The organism is Actinoallomurus sp. CA-142502, assembly GCF_050936355.1.
GTDB classification, from domain to species: Bacteria; Actinomycetota; Actinomycetes; order Streptosporangiales; family Streptosporangiaceae; genus Actinoallomurus; species Actinoallomurus iriomotensis.
Genome location: NZ_JBNJMY010000001.1, coordinates 7,411,190 through 7,423,864 on the forward strand (window position 1 = coordinate 7,411,190; position 12,675 = coordinate 7,423,864).

General features: G+C 73.2%; 9 protein-coding genes. 1 reads left to right on the forward strand and 8 read right to left on the reverse strand.

All coding sequences use genetic code 11. The annotated features are described in order from the left end of the window. Positions 1–47 precede the first annotated feature (47 nt). From cydC to ACQEV1_RS34835, 5 genes are all read right to left on the reverse strand, one after another. A complete protein-coding gene (cydC, locus tag ACQEV1_RS34815) occupies positions 48–1,766 on the reverse strand; it encodes a thiol reductant ABC exporter subunit CydC (RefSeq protein ID WP_433399638.1) in 1,719 nt (572 codons plus the stop codon). After that, positions 1,763–3,418 carry a thiol reductant ABC exporter subunit CydD gene (gene cydD, locus ACQEV1_RS34820; protein WP_433399641.1) on the reverse strand — a complete coding sequence of 552 codons (1,656 nt, stop codon included), beginning with the start codon at positions 3,416–3,418 and terminating at the stop codon, positions 1,763–1,765. Before cydD ends, cydC begins: the two co-directional genes overlap by 4 nt. Further along, a complete protein-coding gene (cydB, locus tag ACQEV1_RS34825; RefSeq protein ID WP_433399644.1) occupies positions 3,415–4,440 on the reverse strand; it encodes a cytochrome d ubiquinol oxidase subunit II in 1,026 nt (341 codons plus the stop codon). Before cydB ends, cydD begins: the two co-directional genes overlap by 4 nt. A 16-nt stretch (positions 4,441–4,456) precedes the next feature. Next, entirely contained in the window at positions 4,457–5,854 is a 1,398-nt protein-coding gene (locus ACQEV1_RS34830; RefSeq protein ID WP_433399647.1) for a cytochrome ubiquinol oxidase subunit I, read from the reverse strand. A gap of 87 nt (positions 5,855–5,941) precedes the next feature. Continuing rightward, on the reverse strand, positions 5,942–7,444 hold the full coding sequence (locus ACQEV1_RS34835; RefSeq protein ID WP_433399650.1) for an FAD-dependent monooxygenase: 1,503 nt from the start codon (positions 7,442–7,444) through the stop codon (positions 5,942–5,944). A 105-nt stretch (positions 7,445–7,549) separates the two neighbouring features. On the opposite strand from ACQEV1_RS34835, the gene ACQEV1_RS34840 reads away from it, so the two are divergent. Beyond that, positions 7,550–8,281, forward strand: a complete 732-nt coding sequence (locus tag ACQEV1_RS34840) for a TetR/AcrR family transcriptional regulator (protein WP_433399653.1) — start codon at positions 7,550–7,552, stop codon at positions 8,279–8,281. 23 nt (positions 8,282–8,304) lie between these two features. Here the strand turns inward: ACQEV1_RS34840 and ACQEV1_RS34845 are convergent, their stop codons facing one another. From ACQEV1_RS34845 to ACQEV1_RS34855, 3 genes are all read right to left on the reverse strand, one after another. Further along, the gene (locus ACQEV1_RS34845; protein ID WP_433399656.1) at positions 8,305–11,379 is read right to left on the reverse strand and encodes an NACHT domain-containing protein; all 3,075 of its coding nucleotides are present in this window, start codon (positions 11,377–11,379) and stop codon (positions 8,305–8,307) included. 137 nt (positions 11,380–11,516) lie between these two features. Continuing rightward, positions 11,517–11,798 carry a hypothetical protein gene (locus ACQEV1_RS34850; protein ID WP_285584675.1) on the reverse strand — a complete coding sequence of 94 codons (282 nt, stop codon included), beginning with the start codon at positions 11,796–11,798 and terminating at the stop codon, positions 11,517–11,519. A gap of 149 nt (positions 11,799–11,947) precedes the next feature. Then, on the reverse strand, positions 11,948–12,427 hold the full coding sequence (locus ACQEV1_RS34855; RefSeq protein WP_433399659.1) for a hypothetical protein: 480 nt from the start codon (positions 12,425–12,427) through the stop codon (positions 11,948–11,950). Between the last annotated feature and the right edge of the window lie 248 nt (positions 12,428–12,675).

Consider the following 12,675-nt stretch of genomic DNA (forward strand, 5'->3'; position numbering starts at 1 on the left):
GACCGGCCCCGGCACTGCTCAACTCATCGCCCACCCGAACCATTCCGTCATGGCGCGATCCGGCCCGCCGTGAGCGCATCGTCGTGCTCGCGTTCCCGCTCCCACATGTCCCGGTACGGGCCCGGGCGGGACAGCAGGCCGGCGTGCGTGCCCCGGTCGGCGACCCGGCCGCCGGACAGGACCAGGATCTCGTCGACCGCCGCCAGGCCGGCCAGGCGGTGGGTGACGAGCAGGGTCGTACGGCCCTCGGTGACCGCGAGCAGGTCGGCGGTGAGAGCGTCGGCGGTCGCGACGTCGAGGTGCTCGGCCGGCTCGTCCAGCAGCAGGATCGGGAAGTCGGCCAGCAGCGTACGTGCCAGGGCGACGCGCTGCCGCTGGCCGCCGGAGACGCGCGCGCCGTGCTCGCCGACGTACGTGTCCAGGCCCGCGGGCAGAGCGGACACCCAGTCCAGCAGCCGGGCGCGGCGCAGCGCGTCGCGTACCTCCTCCTCGGTGGCGTCCGGGCGGGCGAGCCGGACGTTCTCCCCGATCGTCGTGTCGAACAGGTGCGCGTCCTGGCCGCACACCCCGACGGCGCGCCGCACGTCGTCGCCGGCGATCTCACGCAGGTCGACGCCGTTCAGCGACACCTCGCCGCCGGCCGGGTCGAGCAGCCGCAGCAGCACCGCGGTCAGCGTCGTCTTGCCCGAGCCGCTCGGCCCGACCACCGCGCACCGTCGCCCCGGCGCGAGGTCGAGCGAGACGCCGTCGAGCGCGTACGGGCCGCCGGGCGTCCACCGGGCCCGCAGGTCCCGGACCCGCAGGGCGTACGGCGGCGCGGGCAGGGGCTCCGGCGACACCGGCTCCCGCACGGCGTCGGGGCGGTCGAGCACCGCGCGGACCCGATCCGCGGACCGGCGGACGCCGCCCAGGGTCCGGGCGGCGAGCGGCAGGCCCGCCACCACCTCGAACGCCGCCAGCGGCAGCAGCACGACGACCGCGAGCAGCACCCCGTCGAGCCGCCCGGACCGTACCGCGGGCACGCCGACGGCCAGCGCGCCCCAGACGGCCAGGCCGCCGGCCAGCGTCGCCAGCGCCGCGCCCGCGCCGGCGGAGGCGGAGGAGCGGGCCGCCGTACGGGTGTGGGCGCGGTCCAGCCGGGCCGCCTCGGCGAGCCGCTCGGGAGCCGCCCCGTACGCGATCAGCTCGGGGGCGCCGCGCAGCGTGTCGACGACGTGGGCGGTCAGCTCACCGCGCAGCTCGGCTCCCCGGCTCTCCGCTCGACGGGCGGCGACCGCGGACAGCCACGGGGCCAGCAGCCCGGCGACCAGGAGCGCCGCGAGCAGCACGGCACCGGCGGCGGGCAGCAGCGCCCAGGCGAGCCCGACCGAGGCGCCGCCGACGACCGCGGCGGCGGCGCCGGGCAGCAGGACCCGCAGGTACAGGTCCTGGACCGCGTCGACGTCGGCGACGAGCCGCCCGAGCAGGTCGCCGCCGCGCAGCGGACCGACGCGCTCCAGCCGCTCGTACACGCGTGCCCGCAGGTCGGCGAGCACGCGGAACGTGACGTCGTGGCCGGTCAGCCGCTCGGCGTAGCGGAACACGCCGCGTCCGATGCCGAACGCCCGCACCGCGACGATCGCGACCATGAGCGTGAGCACGGGCGGGTGCTGGGCCGCGCGTGAGATGAGCCAGGCCGAAGTGGCCATCAGCGCCACGCCGGAGCCCAGCGCGAGCACGCCGAAGAACAGGGCCAGGAGCAGCCGCGCCGGCCGGACCCCCGTCATGCCGCCACCCCCGCCGGCTCGATCCGTACGGTGCGGTCGGCCAGTGCCGCGAGCGCCGGGCGGTGGGCGACGAGGACGACCGTACGTCCGGCGGCGGCCCGCCGGATCGCCTCGGCCACCGCGGCCTCGCTCTCCGCGTCCAGGTTCGAGGTCGGCTCGTCCAGCAGCAGCAGCGGCGCGTCCCGCAGGAACGCGCGGGCCAGCGCGACGCGCTGCCGCTGACCGGCCGACAGCCCCGCGCCGCCGTCGCCGAGCCGGGTGGCGAATCCGTCCGGCAGCGCCTCGACGAACTCCAGCGCGTTCGCGTCGGACGCCGCGCGCCGCACCTCGTCATCCGTCGCGTCCGGGCGGCCCAGCCGGATGTTGTCGGCGACCGTCCCGGCGAACAGGTACGGCCGCTGCGGCACCCAGGCGATCCGCGCGCGCCAGGCGTCCGGGTCGAACGCCGCGAGGTCGGTCCAGTCGACGAGGACGCGGCCGGCGTCCGGGCGGACGAAGCCGAGGAGGACCGCGAGCAGCGTGGACTTGCCCGCGCCGCTGGGCCCGACGAGCGCGACCGTCTCGCCGGGATGGACGGTCAGCGAGAGGTCCGCGAGCGCGGGCGCGTCGCGGCCGTCGTAGCCGACCGTGACGCCGTCGAGCCGGATCGTCGCCCGGGTCAGGTCCGGGACGTCGGTCACGGTCCCGCCCGCGGGCGCCGGCGTCTCGACCACCTCGAAGATCCGCTCCGCGGCGGTGAGCCCCTCGACGCTCGCGTGGTACTGCGCGCCGACCTGCCGCAGCGGCAGGTACGCCTCCGGCGCCAGGATGAGCACGAGCAGCGCGGTCCGCAGGCCGATCTCCCCGTTCACCAGCCGCAGCCCGATCGAGACGGCGACCAGGGCGACCGAGAGGGTGGCGAGCAGTTCGAGGACCAGCGCCGACAGGAACGCCACCCGCAGCGTGGCCATGGTGGCCCGGCGGTACCGGTCGGTGACCTCGCGTACGGTCCGCGCCTGCGCCTTCGCCCGGCCGAACACCTTCAGCGTCGGCAGGCCGGACACGACGTCGAGGAAGTGGCCGGCGAGCATCGACAGCGTCCGCCACTGGCGGTCCATCTTCGCCCGGGTGGACAGCCCGACCAGGATCGCGAAGACCGGGATCAGCGGCAGCGTCAACGCGATGATCAGCGCGGACACCCAGTCACCGGACAGGATTCGCACGCCGACCGCGAGCGGCACGATGACGGCGAGGACGAGCTGCGGCAGGTAGCGGGAGAAGTAGCCGTCCAGCGCGTCGACGCCCCGCGTCGCCACCGTGGCCAGCTCCCCTCCGCGCTCGCCGGAGAGCCAGGCCGGGCCGAGCCGTACGGCCTGGGCCAGCAGCCGCCCGCGCAGCTGCGACTTGACCGCCGCCGACGAACGGTGCGCGGCGACCTCCTGCAGCCACGCGACGAGCGCCCGGCCGGCCACGACGCCGAGCAGGAGCAGCAGCGGCGTGCGCAGCGCGGCGAGCGACGCGCCGCCGAGGAACGCCCGCGCGATCAGGTCGGCCAGCAGCGTGGCCTGCGCGATGACCAGCCCGGCCGTGGCGGCCCCGAGAGCCACGGACAGGGCCAGGTAGACCCGGGTGGCGCGGGCGTACCGCAGCAGCCGGGGGTCGAGCGGCTTCACCGGACCGGCCGCGGTGAGGCCTGCGGCTGCCGGGGTGTGGGCGGCACGCCGATCCGCCGGCGGAATACCCAGTAGGTCCAGCCCTGGTACAACAGCACCATCGGGGTGATCGCCAGGGCGACGATCGTCATGATCTTCAGCGTGTACGGCGAGGCGGCGGCGTTGGAGGTGGTGAGCCCGTTCGCCGCGGCGATCGTCGACGGCATGACGTACGGGAACAGCGCGAGGAACATCGTCACGACGGCGAGCACGATGGCCGCGCCGGTGCCGGCGAAGGCCCAGCCCTCCCGGCCCCGCGCGTTCGCCAGCGCCGCGCCGACCAGCGCGAGGGCCGCCGCCGCGACCGCCGGCCAGGTGACCGGCTTGCCGTACAGCAGCTGGGTGAGCAGCAGGTACGCCCCACCGGCCACGATCGCGGCGGCCACGGCCAGGCGCGCGACCCGGCCCGCCCGCCGCCGTACCTCGCCGGTCGTCTTGAGCGCCACGAAGACCGCGCCGTGCAGCACGAACAGCGTCAGCGTGGCGAGCCCGCCGAGCAGCGCGTACGGGTTGAGCAGGTCCACGACGGTTCCGGCGTACTCGTGGGCGGCGTCCAGCGGCACGCCGCGCACGAGGTTCGCGAACGCCACGCCCCACAGGAACGCCGGCACGAGGCTGCCCCAGAACAGCGCCCGGTCCCAGCGGCGGCGCCACGGCGCGTCGTCGCGCTTGCCGCGGTACTCCAGCGCGACGGCGCGCACGATCAGCGCGAGCAGGATCGCCAGCAGCGGCAGGTAGAAGCCGCTGAAGAGCGTGGCGTACCACTCCGGGAACGCGGCGAAGGTGGCCCCGCCGGCGACGATGAACCAGACCTCGTTGCCGTCCCAGACCGGGCCGATCGTGGTGAGGATCACGCGGCGTTCGGCCTCGTCCCGGCCGAGCACCGGCAGCAGGACGCCGACCCCGAAGTCGAAGCCCTCCAGGAAGAAGTAGCCGGTCCACAGGAAGGCGATGAGGATGAACCAGACGGTCGTGAGGGCCATGACGCGTCTCCCCCTCTCAGTAGGCGAACGTGAGCGACGGCTCGGCGCGGTCGTCCCCGCCGAGGGTTTCCTCCTCGGAGGGCGGACCGGCCTTGGCGTACCGGATCAGGAGCCGCGTCTCGATCACGAGGAGCACGCCGTACAGGGCGGTCAGGGACAGCAGCGAGACGAGCATGGAGGTGGCGCCGACGCCCGGCGAGACGCTCGCGGACGTCTTCAGCACCCCGTACACCGACCAGGGCTGACGGCCCATCTCGGTGAAGATCCAGCCGGCCGAGTTGCCGATGAACGGCAGGGTGAGCGAGACGACGCCGGCCCGCCAGACCCAGCGGTTCGCGGGGAGCCGCCCGCGCCGGGTCAGCCACAGGCCGAGCAGGGCGATGCCCGCGGTGAGGAACCCGATGCCGGCCATGAGCCGGAAGTTCCAGTACGCGAGCGGCACGATCGGCCGGTACTCGCCCGCGCCGTACTTGGCCTGCTCGGCGGCCTGCACGTCGTCGATGCCGAGCACCTTGCCGTCGAAGTGGCCGGTGGCCAGGAACGACAGCACGCCGGGCACCTTGACGCTGAAGATCTCGCGGCCTCCGTCGAGCGTGCCGACGGTGAAGATCGAGAAGGACGCGGGCCGTTCGGTGGTGTACAACGCCTCGGCGGCGGCCATCTTCATCGGCTGCTGCGCGGTCATCACCTTGCCCTGCTGGTCGCCGGTGACGGCGACGCCGAGCGAGGCGACGAACGTGACGACCAGTGCCATCCGCAGCGAGGGCCGGAAGACCTCGACGTGCCGGCGCCGGGCCAGGTGCCAGGCGCTGATCCCGACGACGAACAGACCGGCGGTGACGAAGGCGGCGGTGATCGTGTGCGGGAAGGCGACGAGCATGGTCGAGTTGGTCAGCACGGCCCAGAAGTCGGTGAGCCGGGCACGGCCGGTGGCGGTGTCGAGGTGGTAGCCGACCGGGTGCTGCATCCAGGAGTTGGCGGCGAGGATGAAGTACGCCGACAGCAGGGTCCCGACCGAGACGATCCAGATGCAGGCGAGGTGGATCCGCTTGGGCAGCCGGTCCCAGCCGAAGATCCACAGGCCGAGGAAGGTCGACTCGACGAAGAAGGCGAGCAGGCCCTCGATCGCGAGCGGCGCCCCGAAGATGTCACCGACGAACCGGGAGTAGGCGCTCCAGTTCATCCCGAACTGGAACTCCTGCACGATGCCGGTCACGATGCCCATCGCGAAGTTGATCAGGAAGAGCTTGCCCCAGAACTTGGTGGCACGCAGGTAGTGCGGCTTGCCGGTGCGCACCCACGCCGTCTGCAGCCCCGCGACGAGGGCGGAGAGCCCGATCGTCAGGGGGACGAAGAGAAAGTGGTAGACGGTGGTGATCCCGAACTGCCACCGGGCGATGTCGAGCGGATTCATTCCGCGGCCCCCATATAACTACTACGACGTGTAGTACTACCTCTCGTCGTAAATACTACCGGCCGTAGTACTACACGCCGTCGTAATCTAGGCCACACCCAGCCAGCGCGTCAGGGCGGTCTCGAGGCCGGCGGGGTCGCCGTCGGCCGACGCCCAGGCCACGAAGCCGTCGGGACGCACCAGCAGGCCGCTCACCCCGGCGCCGGCCGAGCTTCCCCGGACCAGCGTCAGCCGCCCGGCGTACGGCTCGGCCAGAGCCGCAAGCCGGTCGTCTCCGGCGAGATCGACGAGCAGGGTCCGGCCCTCGTGGGCGTGGTCGGCGAGCCGGGTGCCGTCGTCGAACCGGAGGCCGGGCACGGCCGAGCCGACCAGCGGGTGGCCGTCCCCCAGGTCGTAGCGCTGCCACAGCCCGGAGATCCGCTTCACGTAGTAGGTCGCCCCGTCCCGGGTGCCGAGGAAGTCGGAGACCACACCCCTGAGCGCCCGGCTGTCGGCATCGCCGCGCATCACGGCCACCTGCGCACGCGTCCAGTCGAGCACCCAGGCGCCGATCGGATGCCGTTCGCCGGTGTAGGTGTCGAGCAGGCCCTCGGGCGCCCACCCGCGCACGGTGGCGGCGAGCTTCCAGCCCAGGTTGACGGCGTCGCCGAGCCCGAGATTCAGGCCCTGGCCGCCGAAGGGCGAGTGCACGTGGGCGGCGTCCCCGCACAGGAGCACGCGACCGCGCCGATAGGTCGTCGCCTGCCGCGCGTTGTCCGTGTAGCGCCCGGCGCTGCCGATGACCTCGGTGACGCGGACGTCGACGCCGCTGACGCGCCGCAGGCTGGCCTCGATCTCGGCCACGGTGACCGGCGCGTCCCGGTCCGCCGGGGGGCCGTCGAACTCGACGGTGCGCACCCGGCCCGGCATCGGCCCGTGGACGTAGACGCCGGCGGGGGTGTACTGCCAGCCCCGCCCCAGGCGCTCCGCCCCCTCCACGGTGACCACCGCGTGGCGGCCCGTGATCCGCGGGTCGGTGCCGGGAAACTCGAAGCCCGCCAGGCGCCGGACCAGACTGCGGCCGCCGTCACAACCGACGAGCCACCCCACGCGCACGTCGCCCCGGCCGTCCAGGTGAACGGTGACGCCGGTCTCGTCCGCGTCGAACCCGCGCACCTCGACCCCGCGCCGGACCTCGACGCCGAGCTCGGCCGCGCGCCGGCCGAGGATCCGTTCCACCTCGACCTGCGGGACCTGGAGGTACCAACCGGCCCGTCCCCGGCCACGCAGCTCGGGGTCCTCCTCGTCGACGGGGCCCGCCGGCACCTGGATCCCGCCGAAGTGCCCGACGGAAGGCCGCCCCGGGCCGGCGGCCCCGGACCTGTCGGGGAGCAGCGCCTCCACCGCGGGGAGCAGGCCGCGCCGCTCGAAGGCCTCCGCGGAGGCGGTGTTGATCGCTCCCGCCTTGACGGCGGTGTCGGGCTCCTCCCGCCGTTCGGCGACGAGCACCCGGACCCCCGCCAGCCCCAGTTCGGTGGCGAGCATCAGGCCGACCGGTCCGGCGCCCGCCACGAGCACGTCGTAGTCCGGGCCGGTGTCGTTCATGGACATCTGGTCTTCTTCCTCAGGGAACAGTGATACGAACACTATTCCATGAAACAAGAACACTGATCGTGTCAACTAGAACGTTGCTCGCGGGTGGCTAGACTGTGCCGCATGGCATCACCCGCTGAGCGACGGCGCGCGGCGCGGCACCAGCAGCCCCTGGCCGACGACACCACCGCGACCCGTCGCGGGCCGTCGGCGGGGCGCAAGAGGCCGATCACCGTGGACGCCATCGTCGAGACCGCACTCGGCATCGTCGAGCGCGAGGGATACGACGCCCTGACGATGCGACGAGTGGCCACCGCACTCGAAACGGGCCCCGCGTCGCTCTACGCCCACGTCGTCAACAAGGAGGACCTGGACGACCTCCTCATCGGACGGCTCTGCGCCGAGATCGAGCTCCCCGAACCGGACCCGCACACCTGGCGCGCGCAGATCATCGACGTCTGCGCCCAGCTCCGTGACCAGTACCTGCGCTACCCCGGAGTCTCCCTGGCGGCGCTCGCCGTGGCCCCGACGAACCTGGAGACCCTGCGCGTGAGCGAGGGCATGCTCGGCATCGTGCTGGCGGGCGGCGTCGACCCGCGGACGGCCGCCTGGGCGATCGACGCGCTGACCCTCTACGTCAACGCCTTCTGCCTCGAGACCTCTCTGATGGACCGCCATGTCGACCAGGAGGGGTGGGCCGTCGGCCGCGACGAACTCTTGCGCCGGTTCGCCGCGCTGCCCGGCGCCTTCCCCCACACGAAGCGGTACGCGGCCGAGCTCACGTCCGGCACCCCCCTGGACCGGTTCGAGTTCACCCTCAACCTGATCGTCGGCGGCCTCGGCGCTCGCGACTAGTCGCGCGGATCACCGAGGCCCGGTCATCCGGCTCGGCCCAGCAGGTCCTCAGCGAGAATTCTCATCGCGTCCCGCCGCAGTTCGTCCCGTTCCTCCACGGGATCTCCGCCGCTTCCTCCGATCAACCTCATCGCGTGGTCCAGCCAGCCGGAGTCCAGGCGTAGCCAGTGCTCGGCCAGGTGCCTCAGGAAGAGCCGGCGGAAACGGCGGCGGGTGTGGCGGTCCGCCGGCGCGAAACCGTAGAGCGCGATCTGCAGGCACGCCTCGAACGCCTCGGTGAGCTCCGCGGGCCCTTCGTCACGCACGAGTTCCAGCCACAGACGGATCAACGCGTGCGCCGCCGACAACGGGGGCTTTCCGCCGTGCACGTGAAACGTCGTCACGGTGCTGCCCAGCTCCCCGGCCAGCGGCTCGAGGGCGTGGACGAGGACGTCGTCGCCGTCATCGCACAGGACCCGCGCCTGCCGTCGGAGAAGGTCGGCGTCCGTCCGGACCCAGGCGAAATAGCGGTTTCCTGGGGTGATGTTGTAGGTCCAGAACGGATCGGTGGGCGAGAGTTCGCCGTCGGAACGCCCTCTTATCCGCAGTCGCCGTCGATCGCCCTCCCACACGCGGTCGAGGTCGAGGAACTCGACGAAGGCGAGCCAGCCTTCCGGGGGCAGCTGGGAACGCCAGAGAAGGGCGGTCCTGCGCCATTCCGCGACCGGATCACTCGCGGCGGGGAACAGCTCGTCACCGGCGAACTCGCCGCCGGTGAGCAGCAGCAGGAGCACCAGGTTGGCCGAGTAGACCGCGGGCCGGCGCGGCACCGTTACCGGCTGGGGAGCGTAGTCGGCGTGGCGGGTGTCCCGTCTCGGGAGCAGGGCGTCGTGAAAGAGCTCGAGGAACAGCTCCCGGACCAGGACGCGCTGCTCCTCGGTGATGTCCCGGAGCCGTTCCTCCACGAAGCCCACGGTCGTGTTACGCATCGTGAGGGGCATGAACGACAGGACGGCGTGCAGGTACGCGTCGTCGATCGGCACGTGCCGGCCACGCTCCCTCGTCCGGCTCATCAGTTCGGCCAGCTCGGCGATCTCGTTGACGACGCACCGGGCGACGAGGAACTCGCCGAAGGTGGCGTGGAGGAACTCATACGTCGAGAGGCGCCGGTCGTCGCGCGTGGCCTGCGCCTCGTGAACGAAGAAGAACCGGCCGAGAACGATCTGAGCGGCGGTCAGCCGGGAGCGGAGGCCCGCCGCCGCCATCGGCTGGTCGACCTCGGCGGCGAGCGCCGCGAGGTCGGCGTCGAGTTCGACCTCGGTGATCCACTGCCGGCCCCGGTTGAACATCGCGAACGCCACCAGCGACAGGTGCGTCAGCTCGCGCTCGACCGCTCGCTGGAAGTCCGGCCGCGCGAGTGCGGCTCCGGCCTTGCGGACCTCCCGCTCCGCGAAGTCGTGCAGGAGCCGCTCGTAGAGCTCGCCCTGACCGAGGGAGGCGTCGCTGCCGCGCAGCCGGTTCCGGCCGGCGTCGTAGAGGGCGAGCATCAGGAGGAGGAGCGGCTGGCGCGCGAGTTCGCCCTGGGCCAGCACCGCCTCGGAGGTCAGGGGCCGCCAGCCGGCGTTGGTCTCGTTGGTCTCGTTCCACACGCGAAGCCATGCGCCGACCTGCCGTTCGCGGAACGGCTCTAGGCGCACCGCCACCATCCCCGCGACCGGACGGGCCCGGTCGGCGACGGCCGTCCGGCTCGTCACCCACACCGCCACCGGACGCCCCTGATCGGCCTCACGACTCTGGAATTCGGCGACCTTCTGCAGATAGTCGGTCTGGCTGACCCCGGTCGCTTGCAACAGCTCGTCGAACCCGTCCAGTAAGACCACCGGGAGCGCGTCGCCCCTGCTGCGCGCGAGCTCGGGCCAGGACAGGGTCTCTCCGGTGGCGGTTCGCACGGCATGCTCGATCTGCGCCTGCAGATCCGCGTCGGCGGGCACCTCGCGAAGTTCGACGCGTACGGTCAGGAACTCGCTCGGCGGCAGCCTCGCCGCCAGGATCCGGGTGAGCACCGACTTTCCCGACCCGGGCTGGCCGAGGACCATCAGGGGAGCGCGGGTCGCCTCCGGGACGGTGAGACGGCCGAGCAGGAAGGCCTCCAGGTCCTCCCGTACGGGCTGCTCCTCCCACCAGGACTCCTCCCCCACGCCCTCGGGCCGATCGACCACGGCGGTGCGGTAGTCGGGGTTCACGTAGGCCATGCCGAGTGACGGCAGGCGGACCCCCGGGAACGCGTCGTTGGAGGTCAGGATCGGCCGGTCCAGCGCCGCGCGGTAGGCACGGGAGAGACTCAGCCGCCGCTCGTCCGGAAGCCGGCCCGTCGCGATGCCGGCGAGGGTCCGTTCCAGTCCCGCGAGGGCGCCGCCCAGCTCCCGGAGCCGCTCCCGCGTGGCCTGATGGTCCACCGCGTTCGCCCAGAAGGCGACCTCGGGGAACTCCACCGCGAGCCGGCGGAACAGCTCCTCGTAGCGCACCACGGCCCGGCCCGGCGTCTCGGTGATGAGCGTCCCGGTCAGCCGGTCCCGCTGCGTCTCGTCGAGCCGGTCCCAGGCGGCGAGCCCGGAGAGGAAGCGCACCACCTCCTTCGAGAGCCCCACGTAGAAACCGCCGAGGGTGTCGAGCGTCACCTCGTACGGCCACTGCGGCGCGGGCATCGGGACCTCCGCCTTGAGCAGGCCGGTGGCCAGGTCGGCCGGCCGGTTCGTCCCCGGCGGGCCGCCTCCCGCGAGCGCCACCTGCTCCGACGGCTCGATCCGCTCGACGTCGAAGGGCAGATCCAGGCCGGCGAGCGCCTCGAAGTAGGCCGTGAGGACGATGACGGCGTGGGCCGCCGCCAGCCGCTCACTGCGCTGGAAGCGGTCCAGCCCCCGGATCCGGTCGCCCAGCTCGATGACCAGAGCGCCGCTGAGCCGGGCCAGCTCCCCGCGGGCGTCGAAGAGGCTGAGGACGAACGCGCTGCCCGTCGCCGAGGCGGCCAGCAGCAGCCCGCCGCTGAGCCGGTCCAGAGCCTTGGCGGTGCCGCTCTGCCCGCCCAGCAGGCGAACCGCGTCCCGATAACTCAGCCCCATCGTCCACCTCGCCCCGGAACGGTGCCAGCGGCCGGACGACCTGAGCGGCCACCGCGGCTCGCCCCACCCAAGCACGGCCCCCGACCGCGGGCCACCCCGATGCGGCCGTTCCGCTCGAACGCGGTGGCCGTTCGTGGTCAGGGTCGTCGCTGGCGCGGGACGATCGGCGGTTCTCGCCGCTCGTCGTCGGCGGGTGGGCGGGCGCCCGGCGGCAGGGTCTTCACGCGCAGGCTGGAGCAGGACGGGCACGACGGGTCGATCCACGGCGGCATGCTCGCCGTCCCCTTGTAGCGCCAGGTGACCACCTGGCCGCCGCGGCCGTCGTCGCAGTGCCACGCCTCGTACACGCCCTCCCAGGCGTGCTGGCACGTCAGGCAGTTGAAGGGCCAGGTCTGAAGGATGATGTGCGGTTCTCTCATGACTCGCTGCGCTCCTGGAAATCCGGCAGGACGTGCTGGCAGATCACCGTGGGCGCGGACCCCGGACGGGCGCGCGAGGATGAGCGGTCGCGGCGGCTCGGAGCGGCCGGGACCACGTCGCGGCGTGTGTCAGGGGTGCGCCGGCGCCGTCACGTACGCGAGGAGCACAGATCGATCAGCAGGCCCGCACCCGCGTGTGCCGCGGGCGGACGCGACCAGCGGCCGCCGGAGCGGACGCCCGCCGGCCGGGCGGCCGCGCCGGCGTCCGGCGTGGCCGGCAGGAGCCACGGCACCGCCGCGGCATGCCACGGCCCGAGCGCGCGCTGCTGCGCCGAGCCGCGGTGGTCGATGACGCCGCACGGCGGGTGGTGGTGCGGGTGGGGCGCCGGCGCGCACGGGCGGCCGGCGTCGGCGACGCTGTCGGTGTCCGGCGTCTCGCCGCGGCTCTGCTCGGCGGGCGGCGGCGTGCCGGAGGCCGATGAGACGCACGCTCGCGTCGTGGCGCTCAGCACACCGGCGTGGACGTTCGGCGGGCACAGACTCGAATGGATCACGACGCCCGCGAACACGAACAGCCACAGCACCCAGCGGTGTCCGTGGGCGGCGTTCGTACGCGGGTCCGTAATCATCAGGCGGCATACTACTCTCGGTAATCATCGGCTACGAAGAGTGGAAATCGCCTGGCACACCGGCCATTCACCCGGCCGCGAAGACGAGAGATCGCCATGGTTTCCGCCGGCCACCCGCCTCTCGGCCGTCGCCGATCACGACCTCGGGTCGTCGAAACGCCGCAGCGTACGGCGATGCCACATGATCAAGACGCCCGGATACCGACCAGAACGCGCCACTTCGGGCCGTTGATCATGCGACACCGGCC

Excerpts from the sequence above, each read along its gene's own strand:
- cydC (WP_433399638.1), bottom strand. The coding sequence starts at position 1,766 with ATGACGGGGGTCCGGCCGGCGCGGCTGCTCCTGGCCCTGTTCTTCGGC.
- cydB (WP_433399644.1), bottom strand. The coding sequence starts at position 4,440 with ATGGCCCTCACGACCGTCTGGTTCATCCTCATCGCCTTCCTGTGGACC.
- ACQEV1_RS34830 (WP_433399647.1), bottom strand. The coding sequence starts at position 5,854 with ATGAATCCGCTCGACATCGCCCGGTGGCAGTTCGGGATCACCACCGTC.
- ACQEV1_RS34835 (WP_433399650.1), bottom strand. The coding sequence starts at position 7,444 with ATGTCCATGAACGACACCGGCCCGGACTACGACGTGCTCGTGGCGGGC.
- ACQEV1_RS34840 (WP_433399653.1), top strand. The coding sequence starts at position 7,550 with ATGGCATCACCCGCTGAGCGACGGCGCGCGGCGCGGCACCAGCAGCCC.
- ACQEV1_RS34845 (WP_433399656.1), bottom strand. The coding sequence starts at position 11,379 with ATGGGGCTGAGTTATCGGGACGCGGTTCGCCTGCTGGGCGGGCAGAGC.
- ACQEV1_RS34850 (WP_285584675.1), bottom strand. The coding sequence starts at position 11,798 with ATGAGAGAACCGCACATCATCCTTCAGACCTGGCCCTTCAACTGCCTG.
- ACQEV1_RS34855 (WP_433399659.1), bottom strand. The coding sequence starts at position 12,427 with ATGATTACGGACCCGCGTACGAACGCCGCCCACGGACACCGCTGGGTG.